The organism is Mycobacteroides sp. H003 (assembly GCF_001440135.1).
GTDB lineage: Bacteria > Actinomycetota > Actinomycetes > Mycobacteriales > Mycobacteriaceae > Mycobacterium > Mycobacterium gwanakae.
Genome location: NZ_LJYL01000023.1, coordinates 95,209 through 112,338 on the forward strand (window position 1 = coordinate 95,209; position 17,130 = coordinate 112,338).

Sequence of the window (17,130 nt, forward strand, 5' to 3'; positions counted from 1 at the left end):
CCTCGGAAGGGCCGGATGCCTACTAATTGCCTGTGAATCTCTAGAGCGCGGACGGCAGCGGCCCACGCGCCGTCTCATACGCCGCCCCGACCCGATACAGCCGGTCGTCGGCAAGGGCGGGCGCCATGATCTGCAGGCCCACCGGCAGCCCGTCGTCGGCCGATAGTCCCGAGGGCACCGACATTCCGCAATGCCCGGCCAAATTCAGCGGCAGGGTGCACAAGTCGAACTGGTACATGGCCAGCGGGTCATCGACCTTCTCCCCCAACCGGAACGCGGTCGTGGGCGTCGCCGGGGTGACCAGCACATCCACCTGTTCGTAGGCCTGCTCCAGGTCGCGCTTGATCAGGGTGCGCACCTTCTGTGCCCGGCCGTAATAGGCGTCGTAGTACCCGGCCGATAGCGCATAGGTGCCGATCATGATGCGCCGCTTGACCTCTGGGCCAAAGCCCGCGGCCCGGGTGAGCGCCATGACTTCCTCGGCGCTGTGCGTTCCGTCGTCGCCGACGCGCATCCCGTACCGCATGGCATCGAACCGAGCCAGATTGGAGGACACCTCCGACGGCAGGATCAGGTAGTACGCCGGAAGTGCGTATTCGAAGTGCGGACAGGACACCTCCACCACGTCGGCACCCAACGCGGTGAGCTGCTCGACGGCCGCATCGAAAGACGCCATCACACCCGGCTGGTACCCGTCACCACGCAACTGTGAGACGACACCGACGCGTACGCCCTTGAGGTCACCGGCAGCCCCGGCACGAGCAGCGGCCACCACATCGGGGACCGGCTCGTCGACTGAGGTGGAGTCGCGCGGGTCATGTCCGGCGATCACCTGGTGCAGCAGTGCGGTATCCAAAACCGTACGTGCACAAGGTCCACCCTGATCCAGCGATGACGCGCAGGCCACCAGGCCGTACCGCGACACGGTGCCATAGGTGGGCTTTACCCCGACGGTGGCGGTGAGAGCCGCGGGCTGACGGATGGAGCCGCCGGTGTCGGTACCGATGGCCAGCGGTGCCTGGAAGGCGGCCAGCGCGGCCGCGCTACCGCCGCCCGAGCCACCCGGCACGCGCTCGGTGTCCCACGGATTGCGGGTGGGGCCGTAGGCGGAGTTCTCAGTGGAGGAGCCCATCGCGAACTCGTCCATATTCGTCTTGCCCAGGATCGGTATCCCGGCCTCACGCAGCCGAGCGGTCACCGTCGCGTCGTAGGGCGGAACCCAGTTCTCCAGAATCTTCGACCCACACGTGGTCGGCATGTCCCGAGTGGTGAAGACGTCCTTGAGCGCCAGGGGAACACCGGCCAGGGCCGATGCGGGCTGATCGCCACGCGCGATGGCGTCGTCGGCATCCTTGGCCGCGGCGAGGGCCTGCTCCCCCGCCACGTGCAGGAATGCGCGGTAGGTCTCGTCGGTACTGGCGATCTGATCCAGATGCGCACGCGTCACCTCAACGGATGACACTTCGCCGGAATGAATCAGCGTCGCCAGCGATGCTGCATCCTGCCTGATCAGGTCGGTCACTCTTCTTCTCCCAGGATCTGCGGAACCGCGAAACGTCCCTCGGCCACCCGAGGAGCCTGCGCCAGCGCCTCATCAGGGGTCAGGCAGTCGGCGATCACATCCGGGCGTGTGACATTTACCGCATCAAGCGGAGAACTCGTCGCATCGACCTCGTCGAGCTCATCGGTGGACACGGCACTGATCTGGCTGACGTGGCCGAGGATCGCGTCGAGTTGCCCCGCGTATCCATCCAGCTCAGCGTCGGTCAGCGCAAGCCGGGCCAATCTGGCCAGGTGCGCGACCTCGTCACGGGATATGGCGCTCACGGCTAGATAGCCTAGAGGGCGGCCGTACCTGACCTGTGCCACAGTGTTGGACGTGCCGTCCTATCTGCTGCGCTTACAACTTGCCGACCGACCCGGAAGTCTGGGATCGGTCGCCGTCGCGCTCGGCACGGTGGGTGCGGACATCCTGTCCCTCGACGTCGTCGAGCGCGGTCCCGGGTACGCCATCGATGACCTGGTCATCGACCTGCCACCCGGTTCCATGCCCGACTCGTTGATCACCGCCGCCGAGGCCTTGAACGGGGTGCATGTGCATTCCATCCGCCCGCACACCGGGCTGCTGGAGGCACACCGCGAACTGGAACTGATCGACAGAGTGGCCGCCGCCGCGTCATCCGCCCGCCTGGAAGTGCTCGCCCAGGAGGCCCCACACGTGCTGCGCGCGAACTGGTGCACCGTGGTGCGGCAGGAAGGCAGTGGCTTCATTCGGGTGGCGGGCAGCGCCGGTGCCCCGGAAACACAGGCCACCGCCGCCCCGTGGCTACCGCTGAGCCGGGCTCAGGTCCTGGAAACCGCTGCCGAATGGGTGCCGCAGCTGTGGAAGGACATGGACACCACGCTTGCCGCCGCGCCACTGGGGTCCAGCGACACCGCCGTGGTCCTCGGGCGTCCCGGCGGTCCGGAGTTTCGGCCCTCGGAGGTGGCCCGCCTCGGCTATCTGGCGGGGATCGTCGCCACCTTGGTGCGATAGCGGCCCGTTCACAGGAACGGCACAGCCAATTCCCTGAGTCGCCCTGCACACTCACTGGCGTGACTGACATCGACGCGTCCATGAGCCAGACTCGTGAACGGCTCATCTTCGCTGCCATTCTGTTGACGATCACCGTGGTGTACCTCTGGGACATCAGCCACAACGGGTGGTCCAACACCTTCTATGCGGCGGCCGTGCAATCAGGCAGTGAAAGCTGGAAGGCTTGGTTCTTCGGCAGCTTCGATCCGCAGAACTACGTGACGGTCGACAAGCCCGCCGGCGGTTTGTGGTTGATGGGATTGTCCGCCAGGATCTTTGGCTTTTCCAGCGCCAGCATGCTGATCCCGCAGGCCATCCTCGCGATCGTCAGCGCCGCACTGATTCGCGCAACGGTACGGCGGCAGGCCGGACCGAGTGCCGGCCTGCTCGCGGCGGCCCTGTTCGCTCTCATCCCGGTGGTCTCGGTGATGTTCCGGCATTCCAATCCCGACGCACCCATGGTGTTTGGCATGGTGGTGGCCGCATACTTCACCACGCGTGCAATCGATTCCGAGCGCTCACGCAGTGCCGCCGGCTGGCTGGCGCTCGCCGGAGTCGGTATCGGGTTCGCGTTCCTGTGCAAGACACTCGAAGGTCTACTCGTGGCTCCGGCACTGCTCCTGGCCTATCTGGTATCCGCGAAATGGTCTTGGAAGACAACGCTTATGCACCTGCTGGGTGCGGCCGGCGCCCTCTTGGCCGCATCGGGTTGGTGGATGGCCGCCGTCGCGCTGACCCCGGCAGCTAGTCGCCCCTACGTCGACAACTCCACCGACAACAGTGAGTGGACGCTGGCGGTGGGTTACAACGGCCTGGACCGCCTGCTCGGTGACAACTCGAACGGGATGGGCGGCGGCCGGGGAAGTGGTCCTTCGTTCTCGGGTACCCCGGGCATCTTCCGACTGTTCCAGGACACCCAGGCCGATCACATCGCATGGCTGCTTCCCACTGCGTTCATCGCGCTGATCCTCGGACTTGTCATCGTCAGCAGGACGCCGCAGACCGCGGGCTTGTTGGGCCGCCTGCGCACCATCACCACCCATCCCGCGGGAGCAGGCCTGGTTTTGTGGGGCACCTGGATGGTGTCCAACTACGTGATCCTCAGTTACATGGCCAAACAGTTCCACCCCTATTACACCTCGGCCATGGCCCCTGCTATCGCCGGTTCGCTGGCCATCGGCACGGTGCTGTTGTGGCGGCATCGGTCCGAGCGCATCGGCAAGTTCGGGCTGAGCGCGCTCACGCTCAGTGCCACCGTCACGGCCTTCGTACTACTGCGGCGCATACCGACCTGGCTGCCCTGGCTGCGCTGGCTTCTGCTGATCGGCGGGATCGTCGCGGCCGTTGCCCTCGCCCTGGGCGCACTCGAACGTAACGCGCGCCTGCGCTATGCCATTGCCGCACTGGCCCTTGCAGTTTCATTGGGAGGCTCGCTCGCGTTCACCATCGCCAATGTGACCACCCCGAAGGTCGGGGGGCTCTCGACGTCCGGCCCGGCGATCGCCAACGAGGAGAAGTTCGGCGGCCAGGCACCCACGCCGCTGGATCCGGCACTGGCGGCGTTGATTAAGGATTCCGGCGCCAGATGGCCGGTGGCGACGACCAACACCCGCACCGCCGCTCCCATTCAGTTGGAGACCAACGCACCCGTGATGGCGATCGGCGGATTCTCCGGCCGCGACAACCCCATCACCCTGCAGCAGTTCATCGATTACACGCAGGATGGCACCGTCCAGTTCTATGCCGAATCCGTCAAGGATAAGGACAAAGACAAGGAGCAGGACAAACCGCAACCACAGAAGGACGGCGACACCAAGCGGGTGGCCGATGACGTCCAGAAGTGGGTCGAAACCCACTTCTCCTCAAAGGATTACGGCGACCTACGAGTATTCGATCTGTCGGTTCCGCCGAAACCTTAGGGGCAGTTTCACGCTGAGTCGGCGGGAGGCCCGTCGGCCAGCAACGCCCGGAAGCCGTCCTCGTCGAGGATTGTCACGCCCAGCTCAACGGCCTTGTCGTACTTGGATCCCGGCGCATCACCGACGACGACGAACGCCGTCTTCTTGGACACCGAACTCGCGGACTTGCCGCCCCGGGCAATGATGGCCTCCTTCGCCTCATCACGCGAAAACCCTGGGAGTGAACCGGTTACGACGATCGACAAGCCTTCGAGATTGCGCGGTATCGACTCATCACGTTCATCGGCCATCCGAACACCCGCGGCGCGCCATTTGTCGACGATGGCGCGATGCCAGTCGACGGTGAACCAATCCACCACCGCCGCGGCAATCGTGGCACCCACCCCCTCGACGGCGGCCAGCTGTTCGACAGAGGCTCCCTCGATGGCTTCCAATTCACCGAACTCGGTGGCCAGCGCGCGCGCCGCCGTCGGACCGACGTGGCGGATCGACAGCGCCACCAAGACACGCCACAGCTGTTGCTGTTTCGCCTTGTCCAGGTTCTCCAGCAGCCGACTTCCGTTGGCGGACAATGACCCATTCTTGGTCTTGAACAGGTCGGTGCGCAGCAGGTCCTCGGCGGTGAGGCTGAACAGATCTCCCTCATCCTCGATGACCCCTGCCGAAAGCAGGGCAATGGCCGCCTCATAACCGAGTGCCTCGATATCGAAGGCACCACGCCCTGCCACGTGGAATACCCGCTCACGCAGCTGGGCCGGGCAGCTTCGCGAATTCGGGCAGCGAATATCGGCGTCGCCCTCCTTCTCGTGAGCCAGTACGGTGCCGCATTCGGGACAGTTTGTGGGCATGACGAATTCGCGTTCGGACCCGTTCCGCAGATCGGCAACCGGACCCAGAACTTCCGGGATGACGTCCCCGGCCTTACGGATCACCACCGTGTCGCCGATCAACACGCCCTTGCGTTTGACCTCGGATGCGTTGTGCAGGGTCGCCAACGACACCGTGGATCCGGCCACCTTGACGGGGGTCATGTAGGCGAAGGGGGTAACCCGCCCCGTTCGGCCCACGCTCACCCGGATGTCGAGCAGTTCGGTGGTCGCCTCCTCGGGCGGGTACTTGTAGGCGATGGCCCAGCGCGGTGCGCGCGAGGTGCTGCCCAGGCGGCGTTGCAGCGCCACCGTGTCGACCTTCACGACAAGACCGTCGATCTCGTGTTCCACATCGTGGCGATGCTCTGCCCAATGGTTGACGCGTTCCTGAACCTGCGCGATGCCCCGCACCTTGGTGGTGTGGGTAGAGACGGGTAAACCCCACTGCCCCAACGCCAAATAAGCCTCGTGCAGGCTCTCCGGAGCGAAGCCCTCGGCGCGGCCAAGCCCGTGGCAGATCATCCGCAGCCGCCGCCTGGCCGTGATGGCCGGGTTCTTCTGCCGCAGACTGCCCGCGGCACTGTTGCGCGGATTGGCGAACGGCGGCTTACTCTCCTCCACCAGCGAGGCATTCAACGCCTCGAAATCCTCCAGCCGGAAGAAGACCTCGCCACGTACCTCCAGGAGTGCGGGTATCGGGTATTCCTTTGAGGCCGTGAGCCTTTCCGGTACATCCTCGATGGTCCTGGCGTTCAGGGTGACATCCTCGCCGCTGCGGCCATCTCCGCGCGTCGCGCCGCGCACCAGCACGCCGTTCTCATACACCAACGAAAGTGCGACCCCGTCGATCTTCAGCTCGCACAGGTATTCCGGTTCTTCCCCGATATCGCCGCGCACGCGGGCATCCCAGGCCGTCAACTCCTCTGAACTGAATGCGTTGTCCAGACTGAGCATTCGCTCCAGGTGGTCAGCCGATCCGAATTCGGTGACAAACCCTGCTCCACCCACCAACTGCGTGGGTGAGTCCGGGGTCTGCAACTCGGGATACTGCGCTTCCAGCGCCTCGAGCTCCTTCAAGAGGCGATCGAACTCGCCGTCGGAGACGACCGGGGCATCCTTGACGTAGTAGCGGAACTGGTGCCCACGCACCTCGTCGGCAAGCTCACGCCACTGGCGCTGCACGTCAGGATCCACATCGGCAGGCTAACCCACCCGCCCGACAGTCCCCGAACCTACGATGGGCCCATGGGCACGCATCCCATCATGTTCACCGAGGACGATCCCGGCCTGGCAGAACTTCGCCAGCTGGCACTCGCCCTACCCGAGGCTGCCGAACAGATCTCCTGGGGCCGGCCCGTCTTCAAAGCGGGCAAGATCTTCGCGATGTTCGGCGGTAATGCCAAGGGAGACGCCAAGGGCGAGATGATCGCCTACCCGTATTCCGTGCTGGTCAAGGTGGATGATTCCGAGCGCCCCGCACTCCTCCAGGACGAGCGCTTCTACTACCCGGCGTACATGGGGCCCTACGGCTGGCTGGGGCTCGACTTCAGCACCGCCGATGTGGACTGGGATGAGGTCGCCGAGCTGCTCGATGCTTCCTACCGACTGATCGCCACCAAGCGGCTGATCAAGTTGCTCGATCAGCGCGACTGATCCCTCACCTATCCCTACACTGTGTTTCAAAGCTTTGCCTATTACTCGGAGAGACAGGCTGGGGTACGAATTGTCTGTTGCTAGCAGATTGTGCGGCGGCCTCGGCATGGCTGCGTTGGCCGCGGTGACGTTGGCCCCTTCGGCCCTGGCGGATGGCCCCCTGGTGTTTCCCGGGATGGAGATCATCCAGGGGACTCAGAGCTGCACGCTCGGGTTCGTGGATCCCGACGCGCGTTTCGGCCTCACCGCGGGTCATTGCGCCATGGATACCGATGGCCCGGTGTACGACTCGGCCGGCAATGTGATCGGCGTCCTCGTCATCGCCGGTTCCAATCTGCGTGACGGCGACCGGATCGATGGCACCAAGTACGTAATCGACTACGAGGCCATCAAATTCCGCAATGACGTAGCGATCAACGACATACTGCCCAACGGGATTCGGCTTGAGCGCGGCAGCGGGATCCAGCCGCACACCGGGCTGCCGGTCTGCCGTAACGGCGTCACCACCGGTGAGTCCTGCGGCACCGTCACCACGGTCAACAACGGCTGGTTCGAGATCGACGGGTTACCCGCCGATCACGGCGACTCGGGCAGCCCGGTGTACGCAATCACCTCACCGGGACACGGCGCCATTGTCGGAATCGCCCGCGGAACTACCCGCAGCGTCGAGACCGGTGTGGTGCAAACCACCGCGATTTCCTGGTCGACCGTCGTCAATCAACTACGAGAAGACCTGGAAAAAGCACCCGACGCTCCCCCACCACCTGGGCATTCACCTGCTCCCACCACGCTTCCTGCACCAGAGGACGCCACGTTCGCATAGGCTCGTAGCGACACGGAGAGTCGTGCCGCGTGCTCTCCTAACACTGGTCGGGGCTTTATTGACGGTGAACGTGGCAGACAGAGAGCTACGGCGTGACCAGTGTCGGCGACAACGGTCGACGGACCGAACCGCGGGGACGGTTCACGGTGTGGGCCGCGGCCGTCATCGTGTTGTGCGGCCTTGGCCTCGCGAACCCGGCTGCCGCACATGCGGACCCGCTGATTTATCCAGGCATGGAGATCATCCAGCGCCCACCCGGTAAGGAATCACTGAGCTGCACCCTTGGCTTCGTGGATCCTGCTGCGCGCGTGGGCGTCACCGCGGGTCACTGTGGCGGCAATGGACCGGTGTTCACTAGCGACGGCGTGCGCATCGGTCAGCTCGCCGTGGCCCAGTCCAACATCAAGCCCGAAGGACCGTTGTCCCGCGACGACTACCGAATCGACTACGAGGGCATCGCCTTCGACGAGGGCGTGCCGATTAACAACGTGCTGCCCAACGGACTGCGGCTCGGGGTCGACCCGGCGGTCGTTCCCCGCGATGGCCTGGCGGTGTGCCGGGTGGGAATCACCACCGGCGAGGCGTGCGGCGCCATCGCCGGTTTCGGTAATGGCTGGTTCCTCGTCGACGGCCTGCCCGCCGACCACGGCGACTCCGGTAGTGCCGTGTACACCGTCACCTCTCCCGGCAACGCCGCCATCGTGGGCATCGTGAGCGCGCGCTTCACCGCCAATCAGACCCGCCGGGAGTCCACCGTGGCGTTGTCCTGGCCCACGGTGCAACAGCAGATCCGAAATGACATTGCGGCGGCCGCGAGCCGCCCCGAGATCGCGAGCCCCGTGGCCATCAATCCGCAGGCACCGCCCAATCCGCAGGCGCCGCCGATGGTCCTGCCTCCCGCGCCCTCCGATGACCGCCCGTCCGGCCCCGCGAGAATGGTTGTCCCCTAGCCCTCATGCGCCCGTTTTTCTGGATTACGACCATCGTCGCCGTGTTGTGCGCGCTTCCCGTAGCCAACCCCGCGTCGGCTCATGCTGACCCGCCGCTGGTGTATCCCGGCATGCTCATCTACCAGGGCTCGCTGAGCTGCACGCTCGGGTTCGTCGACCCCGGGCTTCGGGTGGGCATCACGGCCGGGCATTGCGTCAACGGCGACGGCATCGTTCGCAATGGAGACTTCGCTGCGATAGGACACAAGATCCTCGCCCACGACAACCGTCCCCCTGAGGGCCCGGTCTACGAGAACGAGTACACCATCGACTACGAGGCGATCTCGATCGATGACGGATTGCCCGTCAACGATGTCATGGCCAACGGTCAACGGCTCGAACGCGATGACACGGTTACTCCCGATATTGGAATGCCGGTCTGCCGCACCGGCTTCACCACGGGCGATGCGTGTGGATCGGTAACCCGACTTGGCAACGGCTGGTTCAGGTTTAACGGTCCGGTGATCGCCAAGGGCGATTCGGGAGGCCCGGTGTACACCCATGTTGGCGACCGCACCGTGCTCGTCGGCATCATTCGCGGTTTCATGACAAGCCAGTCCGGAGACGACGTGCAGTCCTGGGCAATGTCCTGGCAGTCGGTGATCAAGCAGCTCCGCGAGGACCGCAAGGGCCTGCTGCCCGCCTGAACCCGTAGGCTCACGCACATGAGCGACTGGAAAGCCTTCACCGTCGAGACCACAGGGCACATCGCCCAGGTCACCCTCATCGGGCCCGGTAAGGGCAATGCGATGGGACCGGATTTCTGGCGGGAACTGCCGCTGATCTTCACCGAACTCGACGCCGACCCGGAGATACGGGCAATCGTGCTCGCGGCCGCCGGCTCCCATTTCAGTTATGGGCTGGACCTGGCCGCGATGGCGGGCACCTTCATGCCGCTGCTGGCCGATAAGGCGCTGGCCAAGCCGCGCACCGAGTTCCTCGACGAGATTCGGAGGCTGCAGGCCTCGGTGACCGCCGTCGCGGCCTGCCGCAAGCCCGTGATCGCCGCGGTGCAGGGCTGGTGCATCGGTGGCGGCGTCGACCTCATCGCGGCCGCCGATATCCGGTATGCAAGTGCCGAGGCGAAGTTCAGTGTGCGCGAGGCCAAGGTCGCGATTGTCGCCGATATTGGCTCGCTGCATCGTCTTCCACCGATCATCGGTGATGGCCACCTGCGTGAACTGGCGTTCACCGGCAAGGACATCGATGCCGCTCGGGCCGAGAAGATCGGTCTCGTCAACGATGTGTTCGACACCCCCGAGGCAACGCTGGCGGCCGCGCATGCCACCGCTGCCGAGATCGCGGCCAACCCCCCGCTGGTGGTGCAGGGCGTCAAGGACGTGCTGGGCCGCGAGCGCGAAAGTGTGGTTGCCGACGGCCTCAAGTACGTGTCGACCTGGAACGCCGCCTTCTTGCCGTCGGAGGACTTGCAGGAAGCCATCGGTGCGGTCTTCGAGAAGCGGGAACCCGACTTCAAGGGACGCTAGGTCTCCCGGTACCGGCCCCAGTGCACGGCGTCATCCAACGGACGCCCGCTGCGCCAGCCGAATCGTTCCAGATCAGGCCGCTCGGCGAACTCACACACCGGCCCGACGCACAACCAGGCGATCGGTCTGATGTGCGTTGGCGCGCCGATTAATTCGGCCAGGAACTGTTCTTCATAGAACGACACCCAGCCGACGCCGATACCTTCGGTGACCGCGGCGAGCCACAGGTTCTGGATCGCGAGCACCGCCGAAAACAGGCCCGCATCGGCAATGGTGTGCCGCCCCAAGACATGCGGACCACCACGGCCGTGATCGTAGGTGACCACCACCCCGGTACCGCTTTCGCAGATTCCCTCAATTTTGATGGGATCGAAGGTCTTTCGCCGCTCCGAGGGGAGGCTGTCCGCGAATCGCTCACGCTGCTCGGCAACATGGGCCGCGAAGTTCTCCAGAACCTCCACCTCGCGCACCACCACGAAATCCCATGGCTGGCTGTTCCCCACGCTGGGCGCGCGATGCGCGGCCTGCAGCAGCTTCAGCAACGTCGTATCGTCGATGACCTCTCCGGTGAACTCCGCGCGTACGTCCCGGCGGGTAGCGATGGCCTGGTAGACGTCCATCACAGCGCGTCCGGGTCGGCATCGATCAGATCGCTGACCTTGCGCGTCAATTCGGTTGCCTTGCGCGCCCATGGGAGATCGGCTCCGGCAAGGCCACACCCGGCACTGATGCCGATGCGATCCCGCAGCACCGCGCGCCCGAAGCCCAGTTTGTCGGCGAGCGCCGCGGTACTGGTCGCCAGCACGTCCGATGAGATGGGCACGGCCGGCGAAAGGGAGGGAATCACACCGAGTAGCGCCACCTTGCCCGTGTCCAGCACCGAAGCCAGCCCATCGAGTGCCTGCGCATCCGCCAAGTACGCGGCATCCACCGCGACCCCACGAATATCTGCGCCCCGCAAGAGTTCCCAAGGAGGGTCGGCCGCACAGCAATGCACCACCAGTTCACCACCCACCGCGGCAGCGCACTGGTCCAACAGAGCCGTCGCCGTCGCCGTGTCGACGGGATGTACCGGTGAGAACATGCTCGTTCCCGACAGTCTGCCATCCAGTGCGGCGGGCAGCGAGGGTTCGTCGACCTGTACCAGTACGGGAACACCAAGTCGACGAGAAAGCGTGGCTTGATGCTGCGCAAGCCCTTCCGCCAGAGATGCCGCCAGGTCTCGCACCGCTCCGGGGTCGGTGATCGCGCGATGGCCGTTGGCGAGTTCTAATTGTGCGGCGAGCGTCACCGGCCCCGGACCCTGCACCTTCACCGCGCGTTCGCTCCCCCGATGCCCGCCACGCTCCCACTCCTCTTCGAGTGCGTCCATGTCCTCGTCCAGGAATCCGCGCGCGCGCCGGACCACCACGCCGGGCCGGGCGGTCGTCCGGTAACCGGTAGGTGAGACGTCGAGGGCGATATCGACCAGCAGTGCCGCGGCCCGGCCGATCAGATCGGCGCCCACACCGCGCGCGGGCAGCTCCACAAGGTGAGGCAGCGTAAGCTCGGCCACCACAATCTCCGTCGCGGCTCGCACCTGTAACCCCGGCCACGAGCCGAGGCCAGTTCCCTTCGCCCACATGTTCACCCCGAGAACGTTAGGTGATGATCGATTCGATCGGACCCTTGGCGAAGTAGACGACGAACAATCCCGCCACCATGTACAGCAGCGGATGCACTGCCCGAAGCCGGGCCCCGCGCTCCCCTGACACGACGGCCAGCACCACCCAGCTGATGAACCCCACACCGATGCCATTGGCGATCGAATAGGTAAACGGCATGGTCACGACGGTCAGAAAACAGGGCAACGCGTACTCGAAGCGGGTGAGGTCGATGCTGCGCAGCTGGCCGATCATCATGGCGCCCACCACCACCAGGGCCGGCGCCGCAGCCTCCAGCGGCACCACCGAATACAGCGGGGTGAAGAACATCGCCGCCAGGAACAGCAAGCCGGTCACCACATTGGCCAGCCCGGTCCGGGCGCCCTCGGCGATACCGGAGGCAGACTCCACGAACACGGTGTTCGAGGACGAGGAGGAGACGCCTCCAACAACCGCACCAACACCCTCCACCGATAACGCGCGTCCGATTCCCGGCAGGGTGCCGTGCTCGTCGGTCAGAGCGGCCTCCTTACCCAGACCGGTCATGGTTCCCATCGCGTCGAAGAAGTTCGAGAGCACCAGCGCGAACACCAGCACCGTCGCCGACAGCACACCCACCCGGGTGAATGCGCCGAACATGTCCACCTGACCGAGCAGACTCAGGTCCGGCATGCCACCCGCCGAGGACGGCCACGCGGGCACGGTGAGGTTCCATCCCTTGGTATCGGCGGGCTGCGCACCGCGCTCGGTCAGCGCCTGCGCGAGCATCGAGATCCCCGTCATCACGACGATGCCGATGAGCAGTCCGCCACGAACCTTGCGCACCACCAGAATTCCCATCAACAGCACGCCGGCGGCGAAGATCAGGGTCGGGATGGTGGCCACCGAGTTGTCGATTCCCAAACCAACCGGCACGGTGGTGTTCGCCGCGTCGGGGATGCGTCGCACAAACCCGGCGTCAACGAAGCCGATGAATGCGATGAAGCATCCGATTCCGGCGGCGATCGCCGCCTTCAGCTCATCGGGAATGGCATGGAACACCGCGGTGCGGAAACCTGAGATACCCAGCGCCACAATGACCAGGCCGTCGACAATCACCAACCCCATGGCCTCGGGCCAGCTCATCTGCGACGCAAAGGACACCGCGAGCAGACTGTTGATGCCCAGCCCCGCGGCAAGCGCGAACGGGTAGTTGGCGATGAACCCGAACAGTATGGACATCACCCCGGCGGCCAGGGCCGTCACCGCCGCCACCTGACCCACCGGCAGCACATGGCCCAGCACGTCAGCGTTGTGCGCGCGTCCCGGCTCGCCACCGATGATGAGCGGGTTGAGCACCACGATGTACGCCATCGCGAAAAAGGTGACGATCCCACCGCGAACTTCCCGCCCCAGCGTCGACTGCCGCTCGGAGATCCGGAAGAACCGGTCGACTAGGCCATTCATAGCCGTTGAAAGTACAGGTCCCGGTTGCCGGTCGCCCGCCGCAATCGAACGCGGGATTTCGCGGCGATTTCCGCGTCGGGCCGCACTCGGCGTCCGGTTCGGGAACCAGTGGCAGGAGGGACTTTCCAACCCCAGGTAGAGGACCTTCGTCACTAGGACGGTGCGCGGCCATCCGGTCGAATATAAGTGTCACTTTCAGACACAGATAACTCGACGAATCCGAGGACGCACCGTGCCGCAGAAGGAATACACCGACCTCGAGCTCCTCCACGAGCTCGAACCCGTGGTGGAGGAGAACACTCATCGCCACCTCGGAGTGTTCAAAGAGTGGAACCCGCACGACTACATCCCGTGGTCCGAGGGCAAGAACTACAAGGCATTGGGCGGGCAGGACTGGGATCCCGAGCAATGCAAACTCTCCGAGCTCGCCAAGGTTGCCATGATCACCAACCTGCTCACCGAGGACAACCTGCCCGCATATCACCGCGAGATCGCCATGAACTTCACCATGGACGGACCGTGGGGCACCTGGGTAAACCGGTGGACGGCAGAAGAACAGCGTCACAGCATCGCGATTCGTGACTATCTCGTCGTCACGCGGTCCGTCGATCCGGTGGAACTGGAGAAGCTGCGTGTCGAGCAGATGACCCGCGGGTTCTCCCCCGGACAGAACCGCCAGGGCGGCGACCACATGTTCGCCGACAGCCTGTTCGACTCGGTGGCCTATGTGTCATTTCAGGAGCTGGCCACCCGTGTTTCGCACCGCAACACCGGCGTCGCCTGTGCCGAACCCATCGCGCAGGAACTCCTCAAACACATCTCCAATGACGAGAACCTGCACATGATCTTCTACCGCAACATGGTCGAGGCCGGTCTTGAGATCGCACCCAACCAGGCGGTGAAATCGATTCACAAGGTTCTCGACAACTTCACGATGCCCGGCTACACGATCCCCGGCTTCCGCCGTAACGCGGTCACCATCGCCACCGGCGGCGTGTACGACCCGCAATCACACCTTGCCGAGGTCGTCCAGCCGGTGCTGCGCAAGTGGCGCATCTTCGAGCGTGACGACATCAACGGCGAGGGCGAGTGGTACCGCGAAGACCTGCACCGCATCATCACCGGCCTCAAGAAGACCGCCAGCGATTTCGAAGAGGTCAAGACCAAGTACCTGGAGCGTCAGGCAAGGCGCGCCGAGCGGATGGCCGCCAAGGTGTAACCCTCGGTAACGTCGACATGGGCAAACGGCGATATCCCGTTCAGTACGATTGGACGGGGCCGTCTGTCGGCCGACGGGGATGAGAGGGATACATGCGCGCGGTCAAGACGCTCTCGACGGTGTTCGGCATCGCCACGATGTTCGCGGCGACTGTCACCGGCCCTGCGATCGCGTCGGCCGAACCGGTGGCAGGCGCCCAATTGGTCGCGATCGGAGATTCGTTCCTGGCGGCGGGTTCTAACGCCGCCGGTATCACCGGCCCGGTCGGCACCGCCTGCAACCAGGCGACCGACAATGTCGCGCATCTGGTCGCCACGTCATTCCCGCAGATGACATTCGCCGACTACTCCTGTGTCGGCGCGCTCTCCACCGACGTCTACACACCCTCCACACGCGGCCCGCAGAACACGGGACTGTCCCCGGCCACCAAGGTCGCGATCGTCTCCATTGGCGGCAACGACGCCGGATTCGAGCAGATCGCCACCGACTGCCTGTTCGCGCTGAGCTGCCCGCCGGAGAAGAAGGCGCAATTCAGCGCCAACGTCGCCTCGGTGGCTCCGAAACTCACGGGCGCGTACGCCGCCATCCGTCAGGCGGCCCCGAACGCGCGTGTGTTCACTGTGGGCTACCTGCCCATCCTTCCGCCGGACGCCAAGGGATGTCTGGTCGGCCTGATCAACACGCAAGAGACCATCACCTTCCTCAATGGTCTGCAACGTCAGCTCAACGACACGATCGTCTCCGAATCCTCGAAGGCGGGGTTCACCCCTGTCATCCCGGCGACCAGTAGCGACCACAGCGTGTGCGCATCCGATTTCCAGCGCTACGTGTCGATGACGGGTACCGGCGTAGGCGATGAGGGAATTCCGATGCACCCGACCGCCCCGGGCCGGCAGTATGTTGCCGAACGCATCGCGATCGTCATGCGTTCAGCGGGAATTCCGTCGGCTTCCTGAGACGTCAGGCGGACGCCGCCTGGAACGCCTTCGTCATCTCACCCATGTCGAAGTAGTCACGCCATACCCGGATCTTTCCGTCGACGAGCTCGAAGATTCCCATCACCGGTAGCGGCACCGACGCACCGTTGACACGCATCGTGTCGGTACGTTCGTTCATCACCACCTTCCCCACAGAGACCTGCTGATGGATCTGAAAATCTATGCCATCGAGCACCGCGGCCCATCCATTCAGGAGGGTCGCGATTGCTTCTCTACCGACCGCCGGCTCCATCGGAATATTGTGGTAGACAGCGTCATCGGTAAAGAACGCAATCATCTGCTCTACGTCCATCGATGCCCATAGGCCACAGAACTCACGAACGATCTCGTCATTGGTTGTCATTTCGTTTCACTTCCCACGCAACGGCTGTCCGGAGAAAGCCCGGGGTCGACACCCATCAGCCCGACACCGGTAATGATCGGAAGGTCCAAGGCCGACAACAATCCTGGCTTCGCGGCATAGACGGCCGGAATCGCATTGACCATACGCGCGGCACCGGCAATACGCGCACCGAGGTCATGGTCGTGGTCTTCGGCCAGCTCGAGCTCGCAGAGAATGTCTGGCGACCCCGTGATCTCGACACGATAGACGCCGCGGCCACTGGCACCACCGAAACCGAGGTCCCTTGGCGCCATGGATATCCGTGGCTGCGGCCAATGCGGCGCCAAGTCATCATGCATTCGGGTGACATGGTCGACGACGATAGTTCGGCCACCCTCGACATGGCCGGTGAGGATCGACCTCATCGCGCCTACGGTTCCCGCTTCTACACGGCCGGTTGGCGTTTCGAACGATTCTTCGGCCACGAGCCGTTCCACGCTTTCTTCGATTCTGTCGATCTCGCAGCCGAGTCCATGAGCAATCTGGTGCACCGTCGGGCCCCACCCGAACGTAAAGATGCCCGGCGCCGCCGCGAAGGCCTCAAACTCGGGAGGTTTTCCAAATCCGAGAATCTCGTAGACCGCGCCCTCATCGGGATAGGTGGCGTAGTTGAACATCTCGGTCACACGAACCGAGCTGATAGATCGCGAAATTCCAGACAGCGACAGGGGCAGAACATCATTCGCGAACCCTGTGTCAATTCCTGTCGTGAAGAACGACGATCCACCTTCCAGCGCAGCGTCAGCCAGAGGCTGGGTCAGTGCGTCATCTACAGCGTCGGGATAGACCAAAGGCACCACCGAGCATGAGACCACATTCTTGCCCGCACGCAGAAGCGAGACCATGTCGGCGATGGCCTCCAGCGGGCGGACATTGGCGGCCGCCGCATAGATCACCACATCCGCATCGCTCTTCACCAGCGAATCCGGGTCAGCTGTGGCGACGACACCGACAACCTCAGCCCCGCACAGCTCCCCCGCATCCCGGCCGACCTTCGCATTGCTGTGCACCACCACACCAACCAGATCCAGGTCGCGATGGTCAATCACCGCCCGGAGCGCGACGACACCCATCGATCCCGGCCCCCATACGCCTACCTTGATCACGATCCTCCTAATATTTAGAGT

The 17,130-nt window shown here is 64.4% G+C and carries 17 protein-coding genes; 9 read left to right on the forward strand and 8 right to left on the reverse strand.

Translation table 11 applies throughout. The features are described from left to right. Nucleotides 1–40 precede the first annotated feature (40 nt). Together gatA and gatC are read right to left on the reverse strand one after the other, a co-directional pair. On the reverse strand, nucleotides 41–1,522 hold the full coding sequence (gene gatA / locus AOT87_RS16720) for an Asp-tRNA(Asn)/Glu-tRNA(Gln) amidotransferase subunit GatA (protein ID WP_057966959.1): 1,482 nt from the start codon (nucleotides 1,520–1,522) through the stop codon (nucleotides 41–43). After that, on the reverse strand, nucleotides 1,519–1,827 hold the full coding sequence (gene gatC / locus AOT87_RS16725; protein WP_030094135.1) for an Asp-tRNA(Asn)/Glu-tRNA(Gln) amidotransferase subunit GatC: 309 nt from the start codon (nucleotides 1,825–1,827) through the stop codon (nucleotides 1,519–1,521). Before gatC ends, gatA begins: the two co-directional genes overlap by 4 nt. Nucleotides 1,828–1,879: 52 nt before the next feature. Here gatC and AOT87_RS16730 point away from each other — a divergent pair, with 52 nt between their 5' ends. Together AOT87_RS16730 and AOT87_RS16735 are read left to right on the forward strand one after the other, a co-directional pair. Next, the gene (locus AOT87_RS16730) at nucleotides 1,880–2,536 is read left to right on the forward strand and encodes an amino acid-binding protein (protein ID WP_101312511.1); all 657 of its coding nucleotides are present in this window, start codon (nucleotides 1,880–1,882) and stop codon (nucleotides 2,534–2,536) included. Nucleotides 2,537–2,616: 80 nt separating this feature from the next. Further along, nucleotides 2,617–4,494 carry a glycosyltransferase family 39 protein gene (locus AOT87_RS16735; protein ID WP_057966958.1) on the forward strand — a complete coding sequence of 626 codons (1,878 nt, stop codon included), beginning with the start codon at nucleotides 2,617–2,619 and terminating at the stop codon, nucleotides 4,492–4,494. Nucleotides 4,495–4,502: 8 nt separating this feature from the next. On the opposite strand, the gene ligA is transcribed toward AOT87_RS16735, so the two are convergent. Further along, on the reverse strand, nucleotides 4,503–6,557 hold the full coding sequence (ligA, locus tag AOT87_RS16740) for an NAD-dependent DNA ligase LigA (protein ID WP_057966957.1): 2,055 nt from the start codon (nucleotides 6,555–6,557) through the stop codon (nucleotides 4,503–4,505). A 51-nt stretch (nucleotides 6,558–6,608) separates the two neighbouring features. Between ligA and AOT87_RS16745 the strand changes: the two genes are divergently transcribed. The 5 genes from AOT87_RS16745 (at nucleotide 6,609) to AOT87_RS16765 (ending at nucleotide 10,315) form a co-directional block, all read left to right on the forward strand. Beyond that, nucleotides 6,609–7,016: an MmcQ/YjbR family DNA-binding protein gene (locus AOT87_RS16745; protein WP_057966956.1), complete on the forward strand. Its 408-nt coding sequence runs from the start codon at nucleotides 6,609–6,611 to the stop codon at nucleotides 7,014–7,016. A 70-nt stretch (nucleotides 7,017–7,086) separates the two neighbouring features. Continuing rightward, on the forward strand, nucleotides 7,087–7,839 hold the full coding sequence (locus tag AOT87_RS16750; RefSeq protein WP_057966955.1) for a hypothetical protein: 753 nt from the start codon (nucleotides 7,087–7,089) through the stop codon (nucleotides 7,837–7,839). A gap of 92 nt (nucleotides 7,840–7,931) precedes the next feature. Next, the gene (locus AOT87_RS16755) at nucleotides 7,932–8,789 is read left to right on the forward strand and encodes a hypothetical protein (RefSeq protein WP_057966954.1); all 858 of its coding nucleotides are present in this window, start codon (nucleotides 7,932–7,934) and stop codon (nucleotides 8,787–8,789) included. A gap of 5 nt (nucleotides 8,790–8,794) precedes the next feature. Beyond that, nucleotides 8,795–9,475 carry a hypothetical protein gene (locus AOT87_RS16760; RefSeq protein WP_057966953.1) on the forward strand — a complete coding sequence of 227 codons (681 nt, stop codon included), beginning with the start codon at nucleotides 8,795–8,797 and terminating at the stop codon, nucleotides 9,473–9,475. Between the two features lie 18 nt (nucleotides 9,476–9,493). Continuing rightward, a complete protein-coding gene (locus tag AOT87_RS16765) occupies nucleotides 9,494–10,315 on the forward strand; it encodes a crotonase/enoyl-CoA hydratase family protein (RefSeq protein ID WP_030094143.1) in 822 nt (273 codons plus the stop codon). Here the strand turns inward: AOT87_RS16765 and bluB are convergent. The 3 genes from bluB to AOT87_RS16780 are packed head-to-tail and all read right to left on the reverse strand — an operon-like array spanning nucleotide 10,312 to nucleotide 13,404. Further along, on the reverse strand, nucleotides 10,312–10,935 hold the full coding sequence (bluB, locus tag AOT87_RS16770) for a 5,6-dimethylbenzimidazole synthase (RefSeq protein ID WP_030094144.1): 624 nt from the start codon (nucleotides 10,933–10,935) through the stop codon (nucleotides 10,312–10,314). The genes AOT87_RS16765 and bluB overlap by 4 nt on opposite strands. After that, entirely contained in the window at nucleotides 10,935–11,939 is a 1,005-nt protein-coding gene (locus tag AOT87_RS16775) for a methionine synthase (RefSeq protein WP_057966968.1), read from the reverse strand. The genes bluB and AOT87_RS16775 overlap by 1 nt, the downstream gene beginning before the upstream one ends. A 16-nt stretch (nucleotides 11,940–11,955) precedes the next feature. Next, a complete protein-coding gene (locus AOT87_RS16780; RefSeq protein WP_057966952.1) occupies nucleotides 11,956–13,404 on the reverse strand; it encodes an NCS2 family permease in 1,449 nt (482 codons plus the stop codon). Between the two features lie 232 nt (nucleotides 13,405–13,636). Between AOT87_RS16780 and AOT87_RS16785 the strand changes: the two genes are divergently transcribed. Then, a complete protein-coding gene (locus tag AOT87_RS16785; protein ID WP_057963737.1) occupies nucleotides 13,637–14,623 on the forward strand; it encodes an acyl-ACP desaturase in 987 nt (328 codons plus the stop codon). A 92-nt stretch (nucleotides 14,624–14,715) separates the two neighbouring features. After that, a complete protein-coding gene (locus AOT87_RS16790; protein WP_057966951.1) occupies nucleotides 14,716–15,579 on the forward strand; it encodes an SGNH/GDSL hydrolase family protein in 864 nt (287 codons plus the stop codon). Nucleotides 15,580–15,583: 4 nt separating this feature from the next. Here AOT87_RS16790 and AOT87_RS16795 read toward each other — a convergent pair whose 3' ends face one another. Together AOT87_RS16795 and AOT87_RS16800 are read right to left on the reverse strand one after the other, a co-directional pair. Continuing rightward, nucleotides 15,584–15,964 carry a limonene-1,2-epoxide hydrolase family protein gene (locus AOT87_RS16795; protein WP_057966950.1) on the reverse strand — a complete coding sequence of 127 codons (381 nt, stop codon included), beginning with the start codon at nucleotides 15,962–15,964 and terminating at the stop codon, nucleotides 15,584–15,586. After that, a complete protein-coding gene (locus tag AOT87_RS16800) occupies nucleotides 15,961–17,109 on the reverse strand; it encodes a dihydrodipicolinate reductase (RefSeq protein ID WP_198528416.1) in 1,149 nt (382 codons plus the stop codon). The genes AOT87_RS16795 and AOT87_RS16800 overlap by 4 nt, the downstream gene beginning before the upstream one ends. Nucleotides 17,110–17,130: the final 21 nt, after the last annotated feature.

Bases quoted from the DNA above. Each gene is read 5' to 3' on its own strand.
- AOT87_RS16735 (WP_057966958.1), top strand. From the start codon at position 2,617: ATGAGCCAGACTCGTGAACGGCTCATCTTCGCTGCCATTCTGTTGACG.
- AOT87_RS16745 (WP_057966956.1), top strand. From the start codon at position 6,609: ATGGGCACGCATCCCATCATGTTCACCGAGGACGATCCCGGCCTGGCA.
- AOT87_RS16760 (WP_057966953.1), top strand. From the start codon at position 8,795: ATGCGCCCGTTTTTCTGGATTACGACCATCGTCGCCGTGTTGTGCGCG.
- AOT87_RS16765 (WP_030094143.1), top strand. From the start codon at position 9,494: ATGAGCGACTGGAAAGCCTTCACCGTCGAGACCACAGGGCACATCGCC.
- bluB (WP_030094144.1), bottom strand. From the start codon at position 10,935: ATGGACGTCTACCAGGCCATCGCTACCCGCCGGGACGTACGCGCGGAG.
- AOT87_RS16775 (WP_057966968.1), bottom strand. From the start codon at position 11,939: ATGTGGGCGAAGGGAACTGGCCTCGGCTCGTGGCCGGGGTTACAGGTG.
- AOT87_RS16780 (WP_057966952.1), bottom strand. From the start codon at position 13,404: ATGAATGGCCTAGTCGACCGGTTCTTCCGGATCTCCGAGCGGCAGTCG.
- AOT87_RS16790 (WP_057966951.1), top strand. From the start codon at position 14,716: ATGCGCGCGGTCAAGACGCTCTCGACGGTGTTCGGCATCGCCACGATG.
- AOT87_RS16795 (WP_057966950.1), bottom strand. From the start codon at position 15,964: ATGACAACCAATGACGAGATCGTTCGTGAGTTCTGTGGCCTATGGGCA.